20 protein-coding genes are annotated in these 21,775 nt (G+C 70.5%); 3 read left to right on the top strand and 17 right to left on the bottom strand.

The window, feature by feature from the left end; translation table 11 throughout:
• The first annotated feature begins 136 nt into the window (after window positions 1-136).
• On the top strand, window positions 137-2,083 hold the full coding sequence (locus tag ABD086_RS07510; protein ID WP_343906865.1) for a 2-oxoacid:acceptor oxidoreductase subunit alpha: 1,947 nt from the start codon (window positions 137-139) through the stop codon (window positions 2,081-2,083).
• Window positions 2,080-3,165, top strand: a complete 1,086-nt coding sequence (locus ABD086_RS07505; protein WP_343906864.1) for a 2-oxoacid:ferredoxin oxidoreductase subunit beta — start codon at window positions 2,080-2,082, stop codon at window positions 3,163-3,165. The genes ABD086_RS07510 and ABD086_RS07505 overlap by 4 nt, the downstream gene beginning before the upstream one ends.
• Before the next feature lie 7 nt (window positions 3,166-3,172).
• Here the strand turns inward: ABD086_RS07505 and ABD086_RS07500 are convergent, their stop codons facing one another.
• Window positions 3,173-3,553: a hypothetical protein gene (locus tag ABD086_RS07500; RefSeq protein ID WP_343906863.1), complete on the bottom strand. Its 381-nt coding sequence runs from the start codon at window positions 3,551-3,553 to the stop codon at window positions 3,173-3,175.
• A 112-nt stretch (window positions 3,554-3,665) separates the two neighbouring features.
• On the opposite strand from ABD086_RS07500, the gene rarD reads away from it, so the two are divergent.
• Complete coding sequence (gene rarD / locus ABD086_RS07495; RefSeq protein WP_343906862.1) at window positions 3,666-4,577, top strand: EamA family transporter RarD; 912 nt, start codon at window positions 3,666-3,668, stop codon at window positions 4,575-4,577.
• A 3-nt stretch (window positions 4,578-4,580) separates the two neighbouring features.
• Here the strand turns inward: rarD and ABD086_RS07490 are convergent, their stop codons facing one another.
• From ABD086_RS07490 to ABD086_RS07415, 16 genes are all read right to left on the bottom strand, one after another.
• Window positions 4,581-4,886: a hypothetical protein gene (locus ABD086_RS07490; RefSeq protein WP_343906861.1), complete on the bottom strand. Its 306-nt coding sequence runs from the start codon at window positions 4,884-4,886 to the stop codon at window positions 4,581-4,583.
• A gap of 104 nt (window positions 4,887-4,990) precedes the next feature.
• On the bottom strand, window positions 4,991-5,995 hold the full coding sequence (locus ABD086_RS07485; RefSeq protein WP_343906860.1) for a polyprenyl synthetase family protein: 1,005 nt from the start codon (window positions 5,993-5,995) through the stop codon (window positions 4,991-4,993).
• Window positions 5,992-7,590 (bottom strand): NADH-quinone oxidoreductase subunit NuoN, encoded by a 1,599-nt coding sequence (gene nuoN / locus ABD086_RS07480; RefSeq protein WP_343906859.1) that lies wholly within the window; start codon window positions 7,588-7,590, stop codon window positions 5,992-5,994. The genes ABD086_RS07485 and nuoN overlap by 4 nt, the downstream gene beginning before the upstream one ends.
• Window positions 7,590-9,131, bottom strand: a complete 1,542-nt coding sequence (locus ABD086_RS07475) for an NADH-quinone oxidoreductase subunit M (protein WP_343906858.1) — start codon at window positions 9,129-9,131, stop codon at window positions 7,590-7,592. The genes nuoN and ABD086_RS07475 overlap by 1 nt, the downstream gene beginning before the upstream one ends.
• Window positions 9,128-11,059, bottom strand: coding sequence for an NADH-quinone oxidoreductase subunit L (nuoL, locus tag ABD086_RS07470; RefSeq protein ID WP_343906857.1), 1,932 nt, complete (start codon window positions 11,057-11,059; stop codon window positions 9,128-9,130). Before nuoL ends, ABD086_RS07475 begins: the two co-directional genes overlap by 4 nt.
• A gap of 13 nt (window positions 11,060-11,072) precedes the next feature.
• Window positions 11,073-11,372, bottom strand: coding sequence for an NADH-quinone oxidoreductase subunit NuoK (nuoK, locus tag ABD086_RS07465; RefSeq protein WP_343906856.1), 300 nt, complete (start codon window positions 11,370-11,372; stop codon window positions 11,073-11,075).
• Window positions 11,372-12,166, bottom strand: coding sequence for an NADH-quinone oxidoreductase subunit J (locus tag ABD086_RS07460; protein WP_425571590.1), 795 nt, complete (start codon window positions 12,164-12,166; stop codon window positions 11,372-11,374). The genes nuoK and ABD086_RS07460 overlap by 1 nt, the downstream gene beginning before the upstream one ends.
• 26 nt (window positions 12,167-12,192) lie before the next feature.
• Window positions 12,193-12,768, bottom strand: a complete 576-nt coding sequence (gene nuoI, locus ABD086_RS07455) for an NADH-quinone oxidoreductase subunit NuoI (protein ID WP_343906854.1) — start codon at window positions 12,766-12,768, stop codon at window positions 12,193-12,195.
• The gene (gene nuoH / locus ABD086_RS07450; protein WP_343906853.1) at window positions 12,768-14,060 is read right to left on the bottom strand and encodes an NADH-quinone oxidoreductase subunit NuoH; all 1,293 of its coding nucleotides are present in this window, start codon (window positions 14,058-14,060) and stop codon (window positions 12,768-12,770) included. The genes nuoI and nuoH overlap by 1 nt, the downstream gene beginning before the upstream one ends.
• The gene (locus tag ABD086_RS07445; protein ID WP_343906852.1) at window positions 14,060-16,474 is read right to left on the bottom strand and encodes an NADH-quinone oxidoreductase subunit G; all 2,415 of its coding nucleotides are present in this window, start codon (window positions 16,472-16,474) and stop codon (window positions 14,060-14,062) included. Before ABD086_RS07445 ends, nuoH begins: the two co-directional genes overlap by 1 nt.
• Complete coding sequence (nuoF, locus tag ABD086_RS07440; RefSeq protein ID WP_343906851.1) at window positions 16,471-17,781, bottom strand: NADH-quinone oxidoreductase subunit NuoF; 1,311 nt, start codon at window positions 17,779-17,781, stop codon at window positions 16,471-16,473. Before nuoF ends, ABD086_RS07445 begins: the two co-directional genes overlap by 4 nt.
• On the bottom strand, window positions 17,774-18,523 hold the full coding sequence (nuoE, locus tag ABD086_RS07435; protein ID WP_343906850.1) for an NADH-quinone oxidoreductase subunit NuoE: 750 nt from the start codon (window positions 18,521-18,523) through the stop codon (window positions 17,774-17,776). Before nuoE ends, nuoF begins: the two co-directional genes overlap by 8 nt.
• Window positions 18,520-19,860, bottom strand: coding sequence for an NADH-quinone oxidoreductase subunit D (locus ABD086_RS07430; protein WP_343906849.1), 1,341 nt, complete (start codon window positions 19,858-19,860; stop codon window positions 18,520-18,522). The genes nuoE and ABD086_RS07430 overlap by 4 nt, the downstream gene beginning before the upstream one ends.
• Complete coding sequence (locus ABD086_RS07425) at window positions 19,857-20,570, bottom strand: NADH-quinone oxidoreductase subunit C (RefSeq protein ID WP_343906848.1); 714 nt, start codon at window positions 20,568-20,570, stop codon at window positions 19,857-19,859. The genes ABD086_RS07430 and ABD086_RS07425 overlap by 4 nt, the downstream gene beginning before the upstream one ends.
• 67 nt (window positions 20,571-20,637) lie before the next feature.
• Window positions 20,638-21,192, bottom strand: a complete 555-nt coding sequence (locus tag ABD086_RS07420; RefSeq protein ID WP_343906847.1) for a NuoB/complex I 20 kDa subunit family protein — start codon at window positions 21,190-21,192, stop codon at window positions 20,638-20,640.
• A 14-nt stretch (window positions 21,193-21,206) separates the two neighbouring features.
• On the bottom strand, window positions 21,207-21,566 hold the full coding sequence (locus tag ABD086_RS07415) for an NADH-quinone oxidoreductase subunit A (RefSeq protein ID WP_343906846.1): 360 nt from the start codon (window positions 21,564-21,566) through the stop codon (window positions 21,207-21,209).
• Between the last annotated feature and the right edge of the window lie 209 nt (window positions 21,567-21,775).

The following is a 21,775-nucleotide window of genomic DNA, read 5'->3' as shown; positions in this document are numbered from 1 at the left end:
GCTTCGGCGCCCCGGCACGCCGGACTATCGTGGAGAACCGCGCCGGTGGTCCGGTCCGGCAAACTGGAACGTGTTCCAGTGCTGGCCGTCCCGCACCTACGATTCCGGTGCGCACTACACGGACGAGGGAGTGGGCGTGTCCAAGCAGGTCAAGCAGCTCGACCGGGTGATCATCCGGTTCGCGGGCGACTCCGGTGACGGCATGCAGCTCACCGGCGACCGGTTCACGCAGGAGTCGGCGGTCTTCGGCAACGACCTGGTGACCCTGCCGAACTTCCCCGCGGAGATCCGGGCGCCCCAGGGCACGCTGCCCGGTGTCTCATCGTTCCAGGTGCACTTCGCCGACCACGACATCCTCACCGCGGGCGACGCCCCCGACGTGCTGGTCGCGATGAACCCGGCCGCGCTGAAGGCGAACCTGCCGGACCTGCCGCGCGGCGCCACGATCATCGTCGACACCCACGACTTCACCCCGCGCAACCTCGCCAAGGCCGGGTACGACGCCAACCCGCTGGACTCGCTGGGCGACGCGAACGACGCGCTGGGCGAGTTCAACGTGCAGCCGGTGGACCTGACCGGGATGACCGTGGAGGCGGTCAAGGAGTTCGGGCTGTCGCGCAAGGACGCGGCGCGGGCCAAGAACATGTTCGCCCTCGGGCTGCTCTCGTGGATGTACGGCCGGCCGACCGAGCCGACGATCGCCTTCCTGGAGAAGCGGTTCGCGAAGATCCCGGACATCCGCGACGCCAACATCGCCGCGTTCAAGGCCGGCTGGAACTTCGGCGAGACCACCGAGACCTTCGTGGTCCAGTACGAGATCAAGCCGGCGCCGATGGCCCCCGGCACCTACCGCAACATCACCGGCAACCTCGCGCTCGCCTACGGCCTGGTCGCCGGGGGCGTGCAGTCCGGGCTCCCCGTGTTCCTCGGCTCCTACCCGATCACCCCCGCGTCGGACATCCTCCACGAGCTGAGCAAGCACAAGGCGTTCGGCGTGACGACGTTCCAGGCCGAGGACGAGATCGCGGGCATCGGCTCCGCGATCGGCGCCTCCTTCGGCGGCGCCCTCGGCGTCACCACGACGTCCGGCCCGGGCATCGCGCTGAAGTCCGAGGCCATCGGGCTGGCGGTGATGACCGAGCTGCCGCTGATCGTCGTCGACGTCCAGCGCGGCGGCCCGTCCACCGGCCTGCCGACCAAGACCGAGCAGGCCGACCTGCTGCAGGCGATGTTCGGCCGCAACGGCGAGGCGCCGGTCCCGATCGTCGCCCCGCAGTCGCCGGGCGACTGCTTCGACGCCGCGCTCGAGGCCGCGCGCATCGCGATCACGTACCGGACCCCGGTGATGCTGCTGTCCGACGGCTACCTGGCCAACGGCTCCGAGCCGTGGCGGATCCCGGAGATCGCCGACCTGCCCACCATCGACCCCGCCTTCGCGCAGCCGCTGGCCGAGGGCCCCGATGGAAAGACCCCAGCGTTCGAGCCGTACGCGCGCGACCCCGAGACACTCGCCCGCCCGTGGGCGCCACCCGGCGTCGCCGGCCTGGAGCACCGGATCGGCGGCCTTGAGAAGGCCGACATCACCGGCAACATCTCCTACGACCCCGCCAACCACGACCTGATGGTGCGCACCCGCCAGGCGAAGGTGGACCGGATCGCCGAGTCGCTGCCCCCGCTGAACGTCGACGACCCGTCCGGCCAGGCCAAGGTCGTCGTGCTCGGCTGGGGCTCGACGTACGGCCCGATCGGCGCCGGCGTGCGCCGGGTCCGCAAGGCCGGCTACCACGTCGCGCAGGTCCACCTGCGCCACCTCAACCCGTTCCCCCGCGACCTCGGCGAGATCCTGCAGCGCTACGACAAGGTGCTGGTCCCGGAGATGAACCTCGGCCAGCTCTCCCTGCTGATCCGCGCCAAGTACCTGGTCGACGCCGTCGGCTACAACCAGGTCCGGGGCCTTCCCCTCAAGGCGGCCGAGCTGGCCGAGGCCATCGGCGGCCTGGTCGCCGACGCCGAGGGGATCTCCCCGCACCAGGTCAACGTCGACCTGACCACCACCCCGATCGCCGAGGAGGCGAACACGTGACCGCCACCGAGCTGCCGTTCCCGGGCCTCCACTCCGGAGTCGAGCTCGTCCCGACCACCGACCAGACGCAGACCGGCAAGGACTTCACCAGCGACCAGGAGGTCCGCTGGTGCCCCGGCTGCGGTGACTACGCGGTGCTCAAGGCCGTGCAGGGCTTCCTGCCCGATCTCGGCCTGCGCCGGGAGAACATCGTGTTCGTCTCGGGCATCGGGTGCTCCTCGCGGTTCCCGTACTACCTCGACACCTACGGGATGCACTCCATCCACGGCCGGGCCCCGTCGATCGCCACCGGGCTCGCGACCGCGCGCGAGGACCTGTCGGTGTGGGTCGTCACCGGCGACGGCGACGCGCTCTCGATCGGCGGCAACCACCTGATCCACGCGCTGCGCCGCAACGTGAACATGACGATCCTGCTGTTCAACAACCGGATCTACGGGCTCACCAAGGGTCAGTACTCCCCCACGTCGGAGGCGGGTAAGGTCACCAAGTCGACGCCGATGGGCTCGGTCGACCACCCCTTCAACCCGGTGTCGCTGGCGCTGGGCGCCGAGGGCTCGTTCGTCGCGCGGACCATCGACTCCGACCGCAAGCACCTCACCTCGGTGCTGTCCGCCGCCGCGGCGCACCGGGGCACCTCGCTGGTCGAGATCTACCAGAACTGCCCGATCTTCAACGACGGCGCGTTCGACGCGATCAAGAACAACGACACCAAGGCCGACGCGATCATCCCGCTGGTGCACGGCGAGCCGATCCGCTTCGGTGCCGGCGGGGCCAAGGGCGTCGTCCGCGACCGGGACACCGGGGGCGTGAAGGTGGTCGAGGTGGCCGATGTCGGTGAGGACGCGATCCTCGTCCACGACGCCCACAACCCCGACCCGACCACGGCGTTCGCGCTCTCGCGGCTCACCGCCGCCGACTACCTGCACCAGGCGCCGATCGGCATCTTCCGGCAGGTCGAGCGGCCGACGTACGACGACCAGGCGCGGGGCCAGGTCGTCACCGCCCAGACGGCCGCGCCCGGTGACCGCTCCGACCGCCTCGCGGCGCTCATCGGCGGCGGGGACACCTGGACCGTGGCCTGATCGCGGGTCAGTAGCGGCGGGTGTACGTCTTCCAGACGTGCGTCCACGACGTGGCGTAGTCGCCCGACGCCTTCACGTACCCACGCCAGTACCAGTTGCCGTGCTTGGGAGCGTAGACCCGGACGCTCCACCTCTCCTGGGGCCCGTGCGTGCGCACCCGCTTGAAGCTGTGCCACCTGCAGCGCTGCTTGGCGCAGTCCTTCTTCTGGACGTAGACCGGCCCGTGGCCGGGCTCGACGCGACCCTGGAAGAAGAGCTTCCCGTGCTTCTTGACGATGGCGTCGTGCAGGTGCCGCGTCGGCTTGTCGCCGGCGGTCTGGGCGTGGGCCGTCGCCGGTCCGAGCAGGCTCGCGAGCAGCAGGGCGAGGGCGGCGATCAGGGTGGACATGGTACGGCGCATCCGCCGGTCTCCCTCCGAGAACGCGGGCGTCGGAGCGACCCCGTTGCGCCGGACCATCCCCCGGCGACGGCTGGGTGAAACCCCCTCCTAGAATGTCGAGGTGCCAGATGCTCGCCGGGGGTTCCTGCTGGGCGTCGCGGCGTACGCGATGTGGGGCGCGTTCCCTCTCTACTGGCCGCTCCTCGAGCCGGCCGGCGCCTTCGAGATCCTCGCCCACCGGGTGCTCTGGTCGTGCCTCACGATGGGCGTGCTCATCGTCGCGCTCCGCCGTCGGGCGCAGCTCCGCGCGATCTGGCGCGACCGGCGGGTGCGGCTGCTCCTGACGCTGGCCGCCGTGGTCATCACGGTGAACTGGACGACCTACATCTGGGGCGTGAACAACGGCCACGTGGTCGAGACGTCGCTGGGCTACTTCATCAACCCGCTGGTGACGGTGCTGATGGGCGTGGTCATCCTGCACGAGCAGCTGCGCCCGCTGCAGTGGATGGCGCTCGGGCTCGCGTTCGGCGCGGTCGTCGTGCTGACCCTGGACTACGGTCACCTGCCGTGGGTCGCGCTCGTGCTCGCGTTCTCGTTCGGCAGCTACGGGCTGTGCAAGAAGACCGCGAACGTCGGCGCCACCGAGAGCCTGTCGTACGAGACGGTGGTGATCGCGCCGTTCGCTGCGGGCTACCTGCTCTGGCTCGGACAGGCCGGCGAGTCGAACTTCGCCAGCCACGGCGCCGGGCACGCGCTGCTGTTCGTGAGCACGGGCATCGTGACCGCCATCCCCCTGATCTGCTTCGGCGCGGCGGCGACGCGGGTCTCGATGGTCACCCTCGGCCTGCTCCAGTACCTCGCGCCGATCATCCAGTTCGGGCTCGGCGTCCTGTACTTCCACGAGGACATGCCGGCCGGCCGCTGGGTGGGCTTCGTGCTCGTCTGGATCGCGCTGGCGATCTTCACCGTCGAGGCGGTCAACCACCGGCGCCGCCAGCTGCGGCTCACGGTGGAGGCGACCACCGCGGCCTGAGGCTCAGGAGGTCGGCGCGAGCGCGGCCTCGCCGCGCGACGCCGCCGCCAGGGCGAGCTCGGTGGCCGAGCCCGGGAGCGTCCAGACGCGGATCCGGCAGCCGTCGGCCTCGGCCGCGCAGCACGCCGCGGTGGTCGCGGCCGCGACCTCGTGCGGCAGGCTGGTGAGCCGGGTCAGGTCGAGCACCAGCCCGCGGCTCGGGTCGGCTGCCGCGCGGATCGCGTCGGAGACGCCTTCCGCATCCGTGGGCCAGCAGGTCCCGTCCAGGACGAGCCGTCGCTCCCGCGCGTTGAACGACACCGACACCATGACGACCTCCCGGAACCCGACGACGATGCCGCCGACGTACCCCCTGGGGGTGTGTCCTATGCCACTCGCCGTTGAATCGAGACTTTCGTCAGCCGAGTCGACCGTCAGGTGGAGCGGACGGCGACGATGTCGGCGAACGCCTCGAGGGCGTCGCGGACCGGGCCCGGCGGGACGACCGCGAGCTGGGCCTTGGCCTCCTGGGCGCGGGTGACGACGTACGCGCGGGCCTCGTCGAGGGCGGGGTGCTTGCGCAGCAGGTCGAGCACCTCGGCGTGCCGGTCGTCGTCGGTGAGGTCGCCGTCGAGCAGCTCGATCAGGCGGGCGTCGGCGGGGTCGTTCGCCGCGCGGGCCATCAGCACCGGGAGCGTGGGGACGCCCTCCCGCAGGTCGGTGCCGGGGGTCTTGCCCGACTCCCCCGAGTCGGACGCGATGTCGAGGATGTCGTCGGAGAGCTGGAACGCCGAGCCGACGATCTCGCCGTACGCCGTGAGTGCCTCCTCGACCTCCGGTGTCGCCCCGCCGAACCGGGCGCCGTACCGGGCGGAGGTCGCGATCAGCGAGCCGGTCTTGCCCGCCACGACCTCGAGGTAGTGCGCGAGCGGGTCCTCCCCCGGTCCCGGCGTGACGGTCTCGAGGATCTGTCCCTCGACCAGCCGGGTGAACGTCTCCGCCTGGATGCGGACCGCCTCGGGACCGAGGCGGGCGGTGAGCTCGGAGGACCGGGAGAACAGCCAGTCGCCGGTCAGGATCGCGACGTGGTTGCCCCAGCGGGAGTGGGCGGCGTCGGCGCCGCGGCGCAGCTCGGCCTCGTCCATGACGTCGTCGTGGTACAGCGACGCCAGGTGGGTCAGCTCGACGACGCATGCCGCCGTGACGACCTCGTCGGAGTCCGCGCGGTCACCGGTCTCGGCGGCGAGCAGCACCAGGAGGGGCCGGAACCGCTTGCCCCCGGCCGACATCAGGTGGCTGGCGGTCTCGGTCACGAAACCCGCCCTGCTCACCACGTGCCCGGCCAGCGCCTCCTCCACCACGGCGAGCCGTTCGCGCAGGCGCGAGGCCAACGCCTCGTCCGTGACGGGGAGGGCCAGAGCCGGTGTACTCGTGGTCACCTGACGAATTGTCCCGCATTCGCCGCGAGATCGAGCACCGGGCCGGGCACGATGCCCAGGACGAGGGTCGCGGCCACCCCGACGAGGATGGTGCCGGAGGTCAGCAGCGACGGCTTGGTGACCACCGCGACCTCGCCCTCTCCGGCGTCGCCGTCGACGAAGAACATCAGCACGATGACCCGCACGTAGAAGAACACCGCGATGATGCTGCACGCGATCGCGGCGATCACCACGGGCCACGCGCCGGCCGACAGCGCGACGGTGAAGACCGCCCACTTGCCGACGAAGCCCGCGGTCAGCGGGATGCCCGCCATCGACAGCAGGAAGAACGCGAACAGGCCGGCGACCAGCGGCGAGCGCCGGCCCAGCCCCTGCCAGCGCGCGAAGGTCGTGGCCTCGCCGCCGGAGTCGCGCACCAGCGTGACCACGGCGAACGCGCCGACGATTGCGAAGCCGTACGTCGCCAGGTAGAAGAGCACCGCCTGGAGCGACGTGACCTGGCCGTCGGAGAGCTCCGAGGCCTGCTGCACGCCGAGGATGCCGGTCAGCAGGAAGCCGGTGTGCGCGACCGAGGAGTAGGCCAGCATCCGCTTCATGTCGGTCTGCACGACCGCCAGCACCGCGCCGACGACCATCGTCAGGATCGCGATCACCCAGAGCATCGGCTGCCAGGACCACCGCTCGGAGCCGAACGCGACGTAGTAGAGCCGCAGCATCGCGCCGAACGCGGCGATCTTGGTGCCGGCCGCCATGAAGGCCGTGACCGCGGTCGGGGCGCCCTGGTAGACGTCCGGGGTCCAGGAGTGGAACGGCGCGGCGCCGATCTTGAACAGCAGGCCGACCGACACCATGCCGAGGCCGATCAGCAGCAGCGTGCCGTTCGCGGTGTCGTTGCGGACCGCCTCGTTGATCTCGGCGAAGCCCATCGACCCGGCGAAGCCGTAGGTCAGCGCGACGCCGTAGGCGAAGAACGCGGAGGAGAACGCACCGAGCAGGAAGTACTTGAGCGCCGCCTCCTGGCTCAGCAGCCGGCGCCGGCGGGACAGGCCGCACAGCAGGTACAGCGGCAGCGAGAGGACCTCGAGCGCGACGAACAACGTGATCAGGTCGTTCGCGGCGGGGAACAGCAGCATGCCGCCGACCGAGAACATCAGCAGCGGGTAGACCTCGGTGTGCTCCAGGCCCTGGGTCGACGCCTGGCGCTCGGCCTCGGTGCCGGGCAGCGCCGCCGCCTGGCCGGCGAACGCCGAGACGCCGCCCTCGAGCCGGCGCTCGGCGAACAGCAGCACGCCGCCGATCGCGAACAGCAGGATGATGCCCCACAGGAACACCGCCGGCCCGTCGACGACCAGGGAGCCCTCGACGTCGATGGAGCCCCGGGCGACGCCGCCGCCGAGCTCGTCGAGCCGGGACGCCACCCAGATGGTGCCGCCGAGGGCGACCAGCAGGCCCAGCGCGGCGAGGACGGCCTGGACCCGGAACCGCAGCCCGCGCGGCACGAACGCCTCGATCACCACGCCGACGCACGCGACGCCGAACACGACCAGCATCGGCCAGATCTGGCTGTACTCGATGGTGGGCTTCACGAAGTCCATCAGTGACCTTCCTCGTGGAAGTCGAGACCGGGTTCCGCGGGCACCATCGGCTCGTCGTCGGTGACGCCGACGTGCTGGAGCAGGGAGTCGACGGTCGGGTTCGCCGCGTCCAGCATCGGCATCGGCCAGAAGCCGAACAGGAGCAGCGCGGCGACCAGCGGGACGACGGCGACCAGCTCGCGCCGGTTCAGGTCGACCAGGGCCTCGTCACCGGGGACGGGCGGACCGGTCATCGTGCGCTCGTAGAGCCAGAGCACGTAGACCGCGGCCAGCACGATGCCGGTGACCGCGACGGCGCCGACCCACCAGTGGTAGTCGAACGCCGCGATCATCACCATGATCTCGGAGACGAACTGGCTCAGGCCGGGCAGGCCGAGCGTGGCCAGGCCGGCGACCAGGAACAGCCCGGCCAGCACCGGCGCCCTGCTCTCGACGCCGGTGATCTGGCTGATCAGCGAGGTGCCCTTGCGCCGGATCAGGTACCCGGCGATGAGGAACAGCGCGGCCGTCCCGACGCCGTGGTTGACCATGTAGAGGATCGAGCCGGAGCCGCCCTGCGTGGTCAGCGCGAAGATCCCGAGGGTGATGAAGCCGAAGTGGCTGAGCGACGTGAGGCCGATCAGCCGCAGGATGTCGTCCTGGCCGATCGCGAGGAACGCGCCGTACACGATCGAGATCAGCGCGAGCGTCACCACGACCGGCGTCGCCCATTGCGAGGCCTCCGGGAAGAGCCCGAGGCAGAACCGCAGCATCCCGAAGGTGCCGATCTTGTCGAGGATGCAGACCAGCAGCACCGACGTGCCGGGCGTGGCCTTCTCGGTGGTGTCGGCGAGCCAGGTGTGCAGCGGGAACAGCGGCGCCTTCACAGCGAACGCGATCATGAAGCCGACGAACAGCCAGCGCTCCCAGGTCGTGCTCATGTCGAGGTTCTGCAGGTCGGAGAGCAGGTACGACGGGGTGCCGGCGTCGGCGGACACGACGTACAGGCCGATCACCGCGGCCAGCAGCACCAGGCCGCCGCCGAGCTGGTACATGAGGAACTTGAGCGCGGCGTACGCCCGGCCCTCCCGGCCGAACCGGCCGATCAGGAAGTACGCCGGGATCAGCGTGGCCTCGAAGACCACGTAGAAGAGGAACACGTCGGTGGCGGCGAAGACGGCGAGCGCGAACGCCTCGAGCGCCAGCGCCCAGGCGAAGAACGCCGCGGGGTGGCGGCCGTCGGCCTCGTGCCACGAGGCGACGAACACGATCGGCACCAGCACCACGGTCAGCAGGATCAGCAGCAGGCCGAGGCCGTCGACGCCGAGCGCGTAGTGGACGCCGAAGGCCGAGATCCAGTCGTGGGTCTCGGTCAGCTGCATGCCGTCGCCGGCGTCGAACTGCGCGGCGATCGCGACGCCGACCGCGAGCGTCAGCACCGAGAACGCGAGCGCGACCTGCTTGGGCAGCACCTCGCCGCGGGCCTTCGGCACGAACGCGGTGACCACCGCGCCGACCATCGGGACCGCCCAGAGGACGGTGAGCCAGGGGAACTCGCTCATGCCAGATTCACCGCCAGGAGGGCCAGGACGACGATGAGGACACCGCCGAGGAGGGACAGGGCGTAGGAGCGGACGAACCCGTTCTGCGCGCGCCGGGCGACCGAGGCGATCGCGCCGATCGCGACCGGACCGCCGGTGAGGACGCCGTCGACGACGCGCCGGTCGGTGACGAGCAGCGCGGCGGTGAGGCGCCGGCTCGGGTTCACGACGAGCGTGTCGTTGATCTTGTTGCCGTACACCTCCTCGCGACCGGCACGGGTCACGAACGACACGTCCTGCGGGGCGGTCCGCGGGACCTCGCGCTTGCCGACCAGGAACCAGGCGAGCGCGACGCCGACGGCCACCACCGCGACGGTGAGCGCGCTGACCGCGAGCACCGGGATCGGCGGGTCCTCGTGCTCCGCGACGCCGGTGACCGGCTCGAGGAAGCCGACGATCCAGTTGCCGGCCAGCATGACGCCGCCGAGCACCGAGAGCGCCGCGAGGACGACGAGAGGACCGGTCATCACGGCCGGCGACTCGTGCGGGTGCACGCCCTTCTCCCAGCGCTTCTCGGTGAAGAACGTCATCAGCATCATCCGGGTCATGTAGAAGCCGGTGATGCCGGCGCCCAGCAGCGCGAGGATGCCGACCACCGGGCTCTGGGTCAGCGCGACCTCGATGATCTTGTCCTTCGACCAGAAGCCGGAGAACCCGGGGAACCCGATGATCGCGAGGTAGCCCATCGCGAAGGTCAGGAACGTGACGGGCATGGCCTTGCGGAGGGCCCCGTAGTGGCGCATGTCGACGTCGTCGTTCATGCCGTGCATGACCGAGCCGGCGCCGAGGAACAGGTTGGCCTTGAAGAAGCCGTGCGTGAGCAGGTGGAAGATCGCGAAGGCGTAGCCCGCGACACCGAGGCCCGCGCCGAGCATCATGTAGCCGATCTGGCTCATCGTGGAGCCGGCCAGCGCCTTCTTGATGTCGTCCTTGGCGCAGCCGATCCAGGCGCCCCAGAGCAGCGAGATCACCGCGACGACGACCACCACGGTCTGGGCGTCCGGCGCGAGCTCGAAGACGAAGTTCGACCGCACGACCAGGTAGACACCGGCGGTCACCATCGTCGCCGCGTGGATCAGGGCCGACACCGGGGTCGGGCCCTCCATCGCGTCGAGCAGCCAGGCCTGCAGCGGGAACTGGGCGGACTTGCCGCACGCACCGAGCAGGAGGAGCAGGCCGAGGATCGTCATCTGGGTCTCGGACGCGTTGCCGGCCGCGGCGCTGATCACCGAGAAGCTGGTCGACCCGAAGAGGACGAAGAACATCATGATCGCCAGCGACAGGCCCATGTCACCGACCCGGTTGATGACGAACGCCTTCTTCGCGGCGGCCGCCGCGGACGGCTTGTGCTGCCAGAAGCCGATCAGCAGGTACGACGCCAGGCCGACGCCCTCCCACCCGAGGAACAGGCCGAGGTAGTTCTCGGACAGCACCAGCATCAGCATCGCGGCCACGAACAGGTTGAGGTAGCCGAAGAACCGGCGCCGGCGCGGGTCGTGCGCCATGTAGCCGATCGAGTAGATGTGGATCAGCGAGCCGACGCCGGTGATCAGCAGCAGGAACAGCGCGGACAGCGGGTCGTACAGCAGGTCCATGCCGACGTTCAGGTGGCCGGCCTCGATCCAGGTGTAGAGGTGCTGCATCACCTGGCGGTCGCTCTCGTCGCGGCCGAGCACCGTGACGAACATGATCAGCGACAGCACGAACGAGCCGATCGGCAGCAGCGTGCCGAGCAGGTGTCCCCACTTGTCGGTGTACCGGCCGCCGACGAGCAGGATCGCCGCGCCCGCCAGCGGCAGCGCGATCACCAGCCAGAGCAGGGAGAAGACCCCGTCGGCCGCCGTCGGGTCGACGACCGGGATCGACTCGCCTCCGTGGAGTGCGTACATCTGCGTGTACCTCTCAGTACTTCAGGAGGCTGGCGTCGTCGACCGAGGCCGAGCGACGGGTCCGGAAGATGGTCATGATGATCGCGAGCCCGACGACCACCTCGGCCGCGGCCACCACCATCACGAAGAAGGCGGCGATCTGCCCGTCGAGGTTGCCGTGCTGCTTGGCGAAGGCGACCAGCGCGAGGTTCGTGGCGTTGAGCATCAGCTCGACGCACATGAACACGACGATCGCGTTGCGACGGGTGAGCACCCCTACGCAGCCGATCGTGAACAGGATGCCGGACAGCACGACGTACGCCGTGATGTTCATCAGTGGGAACCTCCCGTCGGGGGCGTCTGCTCGGTGGTGCTGGCCGGCGCCTCGCTCTCGCGGCCGGCGTGGGTCGCGCCGCCGATCTGGCTCTCGATCTCGGTGATGTCGTCGGCGAGGGCCGGCGCCGAGCGCACCGTGCCCCGCGCGGCGAGCACCCGGGAGACCGACGCCTCGGCCGGCGTGCCGTCGGGCAGCAGCGCCGGGGTGTCGACGGCGTTGTGGCGGGCGTAGACGCCGGGGGGCGGCAGGGGCCCGAGGTGGGTGCCCTTCTCGGCGAAGTCACGCACCCGCTGCGCCGCCTGCTCGGCCTGGCCCGGCTTCGGCGTGAGCCGCTCGCGGTGCGCGAGCACCATGGCGCCGACCGCCGCGGTGATCAGCAGCGCGCTGGTGACCTCGAACCCGAAGACGTAGCGGGAGAACAGGATGCTCGCGAGCGCCTGGATGTTGCCCTTGTCGTTGGCGACGTCGAGCCCGACGGCGGTGCCCAGCGAGATCTGGCCGAGGCCGACGACCAGCACCAGGCCGAGCGCCAGGCCGCCGAGCATCGCGGCGACCCGCTGGCCGCGGATGGTCTCGACGAGCGAGTCGGAGGAGTCGACGCCGACGAGCATCAGCACGAACAGGAAGAGCATCAGGATCGCGCCGGTGTAGACGATGATCTGCACCGCGAACAGGAACGGCGCGTCCAGCACGGCGTACAGGATCGCCAGGCTGATCATCACCACGGCCAGCAGCAGCGCGGCGTGCACCGCCTTGCGGACGAACAGGATGCCGAGCGCGGCGATCGTCATGATCGGCGCGAGGATCCAGAACGCGATCACGACGTGGCCTCCTTGCGGTCCGAGGCGCTCGCCGGGGCGGGAGCGGCGAACTCGCCGCGGTAGTACGCACCCTCGTCGTCGCCGAGCCGCATCGGGTGCGGCGGCTGCTCCATGCCCGGCAGCAGCGGGGCCAGCAGGTCCTGCTTCTCGTAGATCAGGTCGGCGCGGTTGTCGTCGGCCAGCTCGTACTCGTTGGTCATCGTGAGCGCCCGGGTCGGGCAGGCCTCGATGCACAGCCCGCAGAGGATGCAGCGCAGGTAGTTGATCTGGTAGACGCGGCCGTACCGCTCACCGGGGCTGAACCGCTCCTCCTCGGTGTTGGAGGCGCCCTCCACGTAGATCGCGTCGGCCGGGCAGGCCCAGGCGCACAGCTCGCAGCCCACGCACTTCTCGAGGCCGTCCGGCCAGCGGTTCAGCTGGTGCCGGCCGTGGAAGCGCGGCGCCGTCGGGTTCTTCTCGAAGGGGTACTGCTCGGTCACGACCTTCTTGAACATGGTCCGGAACGTGACGCCGAAGCCGGCGACGGGGTCCCAGAACTGCTCCTTGAGGCTCTTGGACTGGTCGTCGGCCATCAGGCGTCGCCTCCCGTGACGGTGGAGCTGGTGTGGAACGTGAGCGGCTGCGCGGCGCCACGGACCGGCCCGCCGGCCGGCATCGGGGGCACCGGGAAGCCGCCCGGGGTGCCGGCGGCCGGCTCGGCGGTCTCCTCGGGCTCGGCGTTGTCACCGACGAAGAACAGCACCAGGAACAGCACGGCGAGGATGCCGATGCCGATCAGCAGGTACCGACGGTCGAGGCCACCGTCGAGCGAGATCGCCCGGATCGTGGCGACCGCGACGATCCAGACCAGCGCGACCGGGATCAGCCGCTTCCAGCCGAACGCCATGAACTGGTCGTAGCGGAGCCGGGGCAGCGTGCCGCGCAGCCAGATGAAGATGAAGACGAAGAACATGATCTTGCCGAAGAACCACAGCAGCGGCCAGTAGCCCTGGTTGGCGCCCGCCCACACGTGGTCGATCCAGAACGGGGCGTGCCAGCCGCCGAGGAACAGCGTGGTCGCAAGCGCGGAAACCGTCGCCATGTTGATGTACTCGGCGAGGAAGAACAGCGCGAACTTCAGCGAGCTGTACTCGGTGTGGAAGCCGCCGACCAGCTCGCCCTCGGCCTCGGGGAGGTCGAACGGCGCCCGGTTGGTCTCGCCGACCATCGCGATCAGGTAGATCACGAACGACGGCACCAGGATCAGGCCGAACCACAGGTCGCCCTGCGCCGCGACGATCTCCGACGTCGACATCGAGCCGGCGTACAGGAACACCGCGACCAGGGCGAGGCCCATCGCGACCTCGTAGGAGATCATCTGGGCGCTGGAGCGCAGGCCGCCGAGCAGGGAGTACGTCGAGCCGCTCGACCAGCCGCCCAGCACGATGCCGTAGATGCCGACCGACGCGATCGCCATCACGAACAGCACGGCGACCGGCATGTCGGTGAGCTGCAGGGGCGTCCGCTCGCCGAAGAAGTTCACGACCGGCCCGAACGGGATCACCGCGAACGTCACGAACGCCGTGGTCGCGGAGATCACCGGCGCGAGGATGAAGACCACGCGGTCGGCGGCCTTCGGGACGATGTCCTCCTTCAGCGCCAGCTTCACGCCGTCGGCGAGCGACTGGAGCAGCCCGAACGGGCCGTGCACGTTGGGGCCGATGCGGTGCTGCATCCGGGCCACCACGCGGCGCTCCCACCAGATGTTGAACAGCGTGAGCAGGACGAGGATCAGGAAGATGAAGAGGGTCTTGAGCCCGATCACCCACCAGGCGTCCTGGCCGAACTCCGAGAGGTCGTCGACCATCGGGACCACGGGGGACATCACCGGTCCGCTCCCTTCGTCACGGTCACCCGGCTGCCGGGCGAGGCCAGGTCGGCCAGCACCCCGTTGCCGAACGAGTTGGCCGGCACCCACACCACGTCGTCGGCGAGGTCGGCCACCTGTGCGGGCAGCGTGACCGACCCGCGGTCACCGGTGAGGGTGACGGTCGGGCCGTGGGCGTCGTACATCGCCTGGCTCATCCGCGCGACCGGCACCCGGCCGGTGGCCCGGTAGTGCTTCTCGCCGTCCTGCATCGAGCCGTTGTCGATCAGCAGCTTCCACGTCGCCAGGGCGAACGTCCCGTCGGTGGCTGAGGAGGTGGCCCCGGCAACCGTCTCGAAACCACCGTGGGTGGCACGCTCGCCGTCCCACGGACCCATCTCCTCCATCTGCGCCCGCGCCTCGGCGACGGTGCGGAAGCCGAGCGCGCGCCCCTGCCCGAGCAGCGCCATCTCCTCGGCGATGCCGGCGAGCACCCGCAGGTCGGGCAGGGACGTGGTGCTCACGAACGTCGCCTCGAACGGTCGCGGCCGGCCCTCCCAGGTCACGAACGTGCCGGCCTTGTCGACCACCGGCGCGACCGGGAAGACCACGTCCGCGGCCCGCGTCACCTCGGTCTCGCGGAGCTCGAGGGCGACGATGAACGACGCCGCCTCGATCGCGGCACGGGTCGCGGCGGGGTCACTGGTGTCGTCGGGGTCGACGCCGCCGATCACCAGGCCACCGAGCTCGCCGGCGGCCAGCGCGGCCACGATCGCGTCCGCGTCGCGGCCAGGTGCGGCCGGCAGGCCGTCGACGCCCCAGGTGGTGGCGGCGTCGACCCGGGCGGCCGGGTCGGCGACCGGGCGGCCGCCGGGCAGCAGGTTCGGCAGGCAGCCGGCCTCGACCGCGCCGCGGTCACCGGCGCGGCGCGGCACCCAGGCCAGCCGGGCGCCGGTCTTCGCGGCCAGTCCGGCGGCGGCGGTGAGCGCACCCGGGACGGTCGCGAGCCGCTCACCGACGAGGATCACGGCGTTCTCGTCGATGCCGTGCTCGGCGTGGTCGACCAGGGCCTCCAGCGCCGCGGCCTCGTCGCCGGGAGCGGTGCGGACCAGCCGGCCGTGCATCTTCTCCAAACCACGGGAGGCGTACGGCGCGATCGACACGACGCGGGTGCCTCCCCCGGGACGAGCAGAGCCGGACGCCTTGCGGAGCCGCAGGAAGATCGTGGCCGCCTCGTCCTCGGGCTCCAGGCCCGCCAGCAGCACGGTCGACGCCCGCTCGAGGTCGGCGTACGTGACCGGCATCCGGAGCACGACCTCGCTCGCGAGGAACGACGCCTCCTCGGCGGAGTGCGGCCGGGCCCGGAAGTCGATGTCGTTGGTGCCGAGCGCGACGCGGGCGAACTTGCTGTACGCGTAGGCGTCCTCGGCCGTCACCCGGCCGCCGGTGAGCACGGCGGCCGGACCGGCCGCCCGCAGCCCGCGCGCCGCGACCTCGAACGCCTCGGGCCACGACGCGGGCCGGAGCGACCCGTCGGCGTCGCGGACCTGGGGGTAGGTCAGCCGGTCGGACTGGCTGGCGTAGTGGAACGCGAACCGGTCCTTGTCGGTGATCCACTCCTCGTTGACCTCGGGGTCGTTGCCGGCCAGGCGGCGCATCACCTTGCCGCGCCGGTGGTCGACGCGGATCGCGGAGCCGCAGGCGTCGTGCTCGGCGACGCCGGGCGTCGAGACCAGGTCGAACGGGCGGGACCGGAACCGGTAGTCGGCGCTGGTCAGCGCGCCCACCGGGCAGATCTGGATGGTGTTGCCGGAGAAGTAGGAGTCGAACGGCTCGCGCTCGTAGATCCCGACCTGCTGGAGCGCACCGCGCTCGACCAGCGCGATGAACGGGTCGCCGGCGATCTGCTCGGAGAACCGGGTGCAGCGCGCGCACAGCACGCACCGCTCGCGGTCCAGCAGCACCTGGGCGGAGATGCTGATCGGCTTGGGATAGGTCCGCTTCATCCCGTGGAAGCGGGTCTCGCCGCGGCCGTTGGACATCGCCTGGTTCTGCAGCGGGCACTCGCCGCCCTTGTCGCAGACCGGGCAGTCCAGCGGGTGGTTGATCAGCAGGAACTCCATGATCCCCTGCTGCGCCTTGTCGGCGACCGGGCTGGTGGCCTGGGTGTTGACGACCATGCCCTCGGCGACCGGCAGCGTGCAGGAGGCCTGCGGCTTGGGGAAGCCGCGACCGTTGCCGGCGTCGGGGATGTCGACCAGGCACTGGCGGCAGGCGCCGACCGGCGCGAGCAGCGGGTGGTCGCAGAACCGCGGGATCTGCACGCCGACCTGCTCGGCGGCCCGGATCACCAGCGTGTCCTTGGGGACGCTGACCTGCACGCCGTCGATGGTCAGCGTGACCAGGTCGGTCTTCTCCGGGGTGGTCGTCATGCCGTGGCTCCCTCGGGGGCGAAGAGGGTGGAAGCGGCCGGGTCGAAGGGGCACCCGCCGTTCGTGAGGTGCGCGAGGTACTCGTCGCGGAAGTACTGGATCGAGCTCGCGATCGGGCTGACCGCACCGTCGGCCAGGGCGCAGAACGACCGGCCGAGGATGTTGTCGCACTGGTCGAGCAGCAGGTCGAGGTCGGCCTCGCTGCCCTGGCCCTTCTCGAGCGCGGTGAGGACCTGGACCAGCCACCAGGTGCCCTCGCGGCACGGCGTGCACTTGCCGCAGGACTCGTGCTTGTAGAACTCGGTCCACCGCAGCGTCGCCCGCACCACGCAGGTGGTGTCGTCGAAGATCTGCAGCGCACGGGTGCCGAGCATCGAGCCGGCCGCGCCGACGCCCTCGAAGTCGAGCGGCACGTCGAGGTGCTCGGCGGTCAGCATCGGGGTGCTCGAGCCGCCGGGCGTCCAGAACTTCAGCTCGTGGCCCTCGCGGACGCCGCCCGCGAGGTCGATGAGCGTCCGCAGGGTGGTGCCGAGCGGCGCCTCGTACTGGCCGGGCCGCTGGACGTGGCCGGAGAGCGAGAAGATCCCGAAGCCCTTGGACTTCTCGGTGCCCATCGAGGCGAACCACTGGTGGCCGTGCTCGATGATGCTCGGCACCGACGCGATCGACTCGACGTTGTTGATCACCGTCGGGCTCGCGTACAGGCCCGCGACGGCCGGGAACGGCGGCCGCAGGCGGGGCTGGCCGCGACGGCCCTCGAGGCCCTCGAGCAGCGCGGTCTCCTCGCCGCAGATGTACGCGCCGGCGCCGGCGTGCACGACCACGTCGAGGTCGAACCCGGAGCCGTGGATGTCCGTGCCGAGGAGCCCGGCCTCGTAGGCCTCCTCGACGGCGCGCTGCACCCGCCGGATGACGTGCAGGACCTCGCCGCGGACGTAGATGAACGCCTTGTTCGCGCGGATGGCGTAGCTGCTGATGATCACGCCCTCGAGGAGCGTGTGGGGGCTGGCCATCATCAGCGGGATGTCCTTGCAGGTGCCCGGCTCGGACTCGTCGGCGTTGACGACGAGGTACTTGGGCTTGGGGTTGTCCTGCGGGATGAAGCCCCACTTCATGCCGGTCGGGAAGCCGGCGCCTCCGCGGCCGCGGAGGCCGGACTCCTTGACCTCCTCGATGATCGCGTCGGGCGTCATCGCGAGGGCCTTGTCCAGCGCCCGGTAGCCGCCGCGGGCCTGGTACGCCGCGAGTGTCCAGCTGCGCTCGTCGCCCCAGTTGTCGGTGAGGACGGGGGTGAGGACGTCAGGCATCGCTCTCCTCCTGCTCGGTCTCCGTCTCGGCGCGGGCCGTGTCGGCCTGCTCCACCGCTTCCCGCTTGGTGTCGGCGGTACGGCCGCTGCCGGCGTCCGCCTCGTCCGGCGGCGCGGTCCAGCCGCGCTCGCGGGCGATCCCGAGCCCGACGAGCGAGGCCGGCCCCGCGGCCGGCCCCTCGTCCGCGAGCCCGTCGGGGAACCCGGCGAGCACCCGCTCCGCCTCGCGCCAGGTGACGACGCGCGGGCCGCGGGTGGAGCGGACCTCCTTGCCCTCCCGCAGGTCGTCGACGAGCTGGACGGCCGACTCGGGGGTCATGTTGTCCATGAACTCCCAGTTGACCATCATCACCGGCGCGAAGTCGCAGGCCGCGTTGCACTCGACGTGCTCGAGGGTGACCTTGCCGTCCTCGGTGGTCTCGTCGTTGCCGACGTCGAGGTGGCTCTTGAGCCGCTCGAAGATCGCGTCGCCGCCCATCACCGCGCACAGCGTGTTGGTGCAGACGCCGACGTGGTAGTCGCCCACCGGGCGGCGCTTGTACATCGTGTAGAAGGTCGCGACGCCGCTGACGTCCGCGGCCGTGAGGCCGAGGATCTCCGCGCACGCCTCGATCCCCTCGGGCGTGACCCGGCCCTCGACCGACTGCACCAGGTGCAGCATCGGCAGCAGGCCGGAGCGCGGCTCCGGGTAGCGGGCCGCGATCTCGCGCAGCTCGCCGTACGTCTCCTGAGTGAGGGTCATCGATCGACCCCTCCCATCACCGGGTCGATGGACGCGATCGCGACGATGACGTCGGCGACCATGCCGCCCTCGCTCATCACGCTCGTGGCCTGGAGGTTGGTGAACGACGGGTCGCGGAAGTGCGCCCGGAACGGGCGGGTGCCGCCGTCGGAGACGACGTGCGCCCCCAGTTCGCCGCGCGGCGACTCGACCGGCACGTACGCCTGGCCCGCCGGGACCCGGAAACCCTCGGTGACCAGCTTGAAGTGGTGGATCAGCGCCTCCATCGACTCGCCCATGATGTGGCGGATGTGGTCCAGGGAGTTGCCCATGCCGTCGCTGCCGATCGCGAGCTGGCTCGGCCAGGCGATCTTCTTGTCGCCGATCATGACCGGGGCGCCGTCCAGCTTCGCGAGCCGGTCGGCGGCCTGCTCGACGATCCGCAGGGACTCCCACATCTCGTTGAGCCGGATCCGGAACCGGCCGTAGGCGTCGGCGGTGTCCCAGGTCTGGACGTCGAAGTCGTAGGTCTCGTAGCCGGAGTACGGCTGGGTCTTGCGCAGGTCCCACGGGTAGCCGGTGGCGCGCAGCACCGGGCCGGACAGGCCGAGCGCCAGGCAGCCCTGGAGGTCGAGGTGGCCGACGCCCTCGAGCCGGGCCTTGAAGATCGGGTTCGCGTTGCAGAGGTCGGCGTACTCCGGGAGCCGCTTGCGCATCAGCGAGATGAAGCCGCGGATCTCGTCGAGCGCGCCGGGCGGCAGGTCCTGCGCGACGCCGCCGGGGCGGATGAACGCGTGGTTCATGCGCAGGCCGGTGATCAGCTCGAACAGGTCGAGCACGAGCTCGCGCTCGCGGAACCCGATCGTCATCACGGTCAGCGCGCCGATCTCCATGCCGCCCGTGGCGATGCAGACCAGGTGCGAGGAGATGCGGTTCAGCTCCATGAGGAGGACCCGCATGACCTGGGCCTTCTCGGGGATGTCGTCCTCGATGTCGAGCAGGCGCTCGACGCCGAGCACGTAGGTCATCTCGTTGTAGAACGGCGAGAGGTAGTCCATCCGGGTGCAGAACGTGACGCCCTGCGTCCAGGAGCGGTACTCCATGTTCTTCTCGATGCCCGTGTGCAGGTAGCCGATGCCGCAGCGGGCCTCGGTGACCGTCTCGCCCTCGAGCTCGAGGATCAGGCGGAGCACGCCGTGGGTCGACGGGTGCTGCGGGCCCATGTTGACGACGATGCGCTCGTCGGCGTCCTCGGCGAGGCCGTCGACGACGGAGTCCCAGTCCTGGCCGGAGACCGTGAAGACCCGGCCCTCGGTGGTCTCGGTGCTGCCGGCGTAGAGATCCTGGTCGGTTGTCATGAGTACGACCTCCGCTGGTCGGGCGGCGGGACGTCGGCGCCCTTGTACTCGACGGGGATGCCGCCGAGCGGGTAGTCCTTCCGCTGGGGGTGGCCCGGCCAGTCGTCGGGCATCAGGATGCGGGTGAGCGCGGGGTGGCCGTCGAAGACGATGCCGAACATGTCGAACGTCTCGCGCTCGTGCCAGTCGTTCGTGGGGTAGACCGGGACGATCGACGGGATGTGCGGGTCGGCGTCGGGCGCGGTGACCTCGAGGCGGATCCGGCGGTTGTGGGTCATCGAGAGCAGGTGGTAGACCGCGTGCAGCTCGCGCCCGGTGTCCTCCGGGTAGTGCACGCCGCTGACGCCCGAGCAGAACTCGAAGCGCAGCCGCTCGTCGTCGCGGAGCACCTTGGCCACGGCCGGCAGGTCCTCGCGGCGGACGTGGAAGGTGATCTCGCCGCGGTGGATCACCACCCGCGGCACGGCGACCTCGAGCTCGCCGCCCTGCAGCGCGGACTCCAGCGCGTCCGCGACCTCGTCGTACCAGCCGCCGTAGGGGCGCCGGGCGTCGCCGGGGTAGGCGATCGCCTGGGTCAGGCCGCCGTACCCGCTGGTGTCGCCGGTGCCGTGGACGCCGAACATGCCCTGCCGGACCCCGACCTGGTGCACCTCGCCGGTCGGGGACGGGACGTTCTCGGGGGTCTTGTCGGTGTGGTCGTTCTCGGTCATGCGGGGTCCCCTCGGAATTGTTCGACGGAGGAGCGCAGCGGAGGAGTCGCAGAATTTCGTGGGGTGCTCAACGCAGTTGGCCCATCATGTTCGAGGTGGGCAGGCCCTTGAGGGCCGCGGCCTCCTGCTCGACGATCTCGGCCTCGCGGTGGCTGCCGAGCTTGGCGTGCTGCACCTGGTCGTGGAGCTTGAGGATCGCGTCGATCAGCATCTCGGGGCGCGGCGGGCAGCCGGGGAGGTACATGTCGACGGGCACGACGTGGTCCACGCCCTGCACGATCGCGTAGTTGTTGAACATGCCGCCGCTGCTCGCGCACACGCCCATCGCCAGCACCCACTTCGGGTTCGGCATCTGGTCGTAGATCTGGCGCAGCACCGGGGCCATCTTCTGGCTGACCCGGCCGGCGACGATCATCAGGTCCGCCTGCCGCGGGCTGGCGCGGAAGACCTCCATGCCGAACCGGGCCAGGTCGTACTTCGGACCGCCGGTCGTCATCATCTCGATCGCGCAGCAGGCGAGGCCGAACGTGGCGGGCCAGAACGACGCCTTGCGCATGTAGCCGGCGACGCCCTCGACCGTGGTCAGCAGGACGCCGCTCGGGAGCTTCTCCTCGATGCCCATCTAGGCGTTTCCTCTCAATCCCATTCGAGGCCGCCGCGGCGCCATACATAGGCGTAGGCGACGAACAGGGTGGCGATGAACACGACCATCTCGGCCAGGCCGAACATCTTGAGCGCGTCGAAATGGACGGCCCACGGGTACAAGAAGATGGTCTCGATGTCGAAGATGATGAAGAGCATCGCGGTGATGTAGTACTTCACCGGGAACCGGCCGCCGCCGACCGGCTGCGGCGTCGGCTCGATGCCGCACTCGTAGGAGTCGAGCCGGGCCCGGTTGTAGCGCCGCGGCCCGACGGCGGTGCTCATGATCACGGAGAACCCCGCGAACGCCGCGGCCAGGGCCGTCAGCACCAGAACCGGCGTGTAGAGCTCCATGCCTCGCCTCTCTTCCGAGCGAACTCGAGAGCTGCTTTGTGACTTTGTGAACTGAATCACTAAGTGGTCCAGGACACATCTAACCACTCCCGGAACAGGCTCGCACCCGGGGGTGGCCGTTGTCGGCACCGAGCTCCGCCCGGCCCGGAAGTCACGCCTGACCTGGGCATTTCCGCGACGCCAGCGTGCCGTAATTCGGGTGCGTGCGG

This window comes from Nocardioides aquiterrae, from assembly GCF_039526625.1.
Lineage (GTDB): Bacteria > Actinomycetota > Actinomycetes > Propionibacteriales > Nocardioidaceae > Nocardioides > Nocardioides aquiterrae.
The sequence above is the reverse complement of the archived record's forward strand: the minus strand, read 5'-3'. Positions and strand labels throughout refer to the sequence as shown.

What these genes read in the sequence shown, in the direction of transcription:
- ABD086_RS07445 (WP_343906852.1), bottom strand. Translation starts at nt 16,474, where the DNA reads ATGACGACCACCCCGGAGAAGACCGACCTGGTCACGCTGACCATCGAC.
- ABD086_RS07475 (WP_343906858.1), bottom strand. Translation starts at nt 9,131, where the DNA reads ATGAGCGAGTTCCCCTGGCTCACCGTCCTCTGGGCGGTCCCGATGGTC.
- nuoK (WP_343906856.1), bottom strand. Translation starts at nt 11,372, where the DNA reads ATGAACATCACGGCGTACGTCGTGCTGTCCGGCATCCTGTTCACGATC.
- ABD086_RS07460 (WP_425571590.1), bottom strand. Translation starts at nt 12,166, where the DNA reads ATGACGATCGCCGCGCTCGGCATCCTGTTCGTCCGCAAGGCGGTGCAC.
- ABD086_RS07420 (WP_343906847.1), bottom strand. Translation starts at nt 21,192, where the DNA reads ATGGGCATCGAGGAGAAGCTCCCGAGCGGCGTCCTGCTGACCACGGTC.
- nuoL (WP_343906857.1), bottom strand. Translation starts at nt 11,059, where the DNA reads ATGTACGCACTCCACGGAGGCGAGTCGATCCCGGTCGTCGACCCGACG.
- nuoI (WP_343906854.1), bottom strand. Translation starts at nt 12,768, where the DNA reads ATGGCCGACGACCAGTCCAAGAGCCTCAAGGAGCAGTTCTGGGACCCC.
- nuoE (WP_343906850.1), bottom strand. Translation starts at nt 18,523, where the DNA reads ATGACCCTCACTCAGGAGACGTACGGCGAGCTGCGCGAGATCGCGGCC.
- nuoF (WP_343906851.1), bottom strand. Translation starts at nt 17,781, where the DNA reads ATGCCTGACGTCCTCACCCCCGTCCTCACCGACAACTGGGGCGACGAG.
- ABD086_RS07500 (WP_343906863.1), bottom strand. Translation starts at nt 3,553, where the DNA reads ATGTCCACCCTGATCGCCGCCCTCGCCCTGCTGCTCGCGAGCCTGCTC.
- nuoN (WP_343906859.1), bottom strand. Translation starts at nt 7,590, where the DNA reads ATGGACTTCGTGAAGCCCACCATCGAGTACAGCCAGATCTGGCCGATG.
- nuoH (WP_343906853.1), bottom strand. Translation starts at nt 14,060, where the DNA reads ATGTCCCCCGTGGTCCCGATGGTCGACGACCTCTCGGAGTTCGGCCAG.
- ABD086_RS07425 (WP_343906848.1), bottom strand. Translation starts at nt 20,570, where the DNA reads ATGACCGAGAACGACCACACCGACAAGACCCCCGAGAACGTCCCGTCC.
- ABD086_RS07415 (WP_343906846.1), bottom strand. Translation starts at nt 21,566, where the DNA reads ATGGAGCTCTACACGCCGGTTCTGGTGCTGACGGCCCTGGCCGCGGCG.
- ABD086_RS07430 (WP_343906849.1), bottom strand. Translation starts at nt 19,860, where the DNA reads ATGACAACCGACCAGGATCTCTACGCCGGCAGCACCGAGACCACCGAG.
- ABD086_RS07490 (WP_343906861.1), bottom strand. Translation starts at nt 4,886, where the DNA reads ATGGTGTCGGTGTCGTTCAACGCGCGGGAGCGACGGCTCGTCCTGGAC.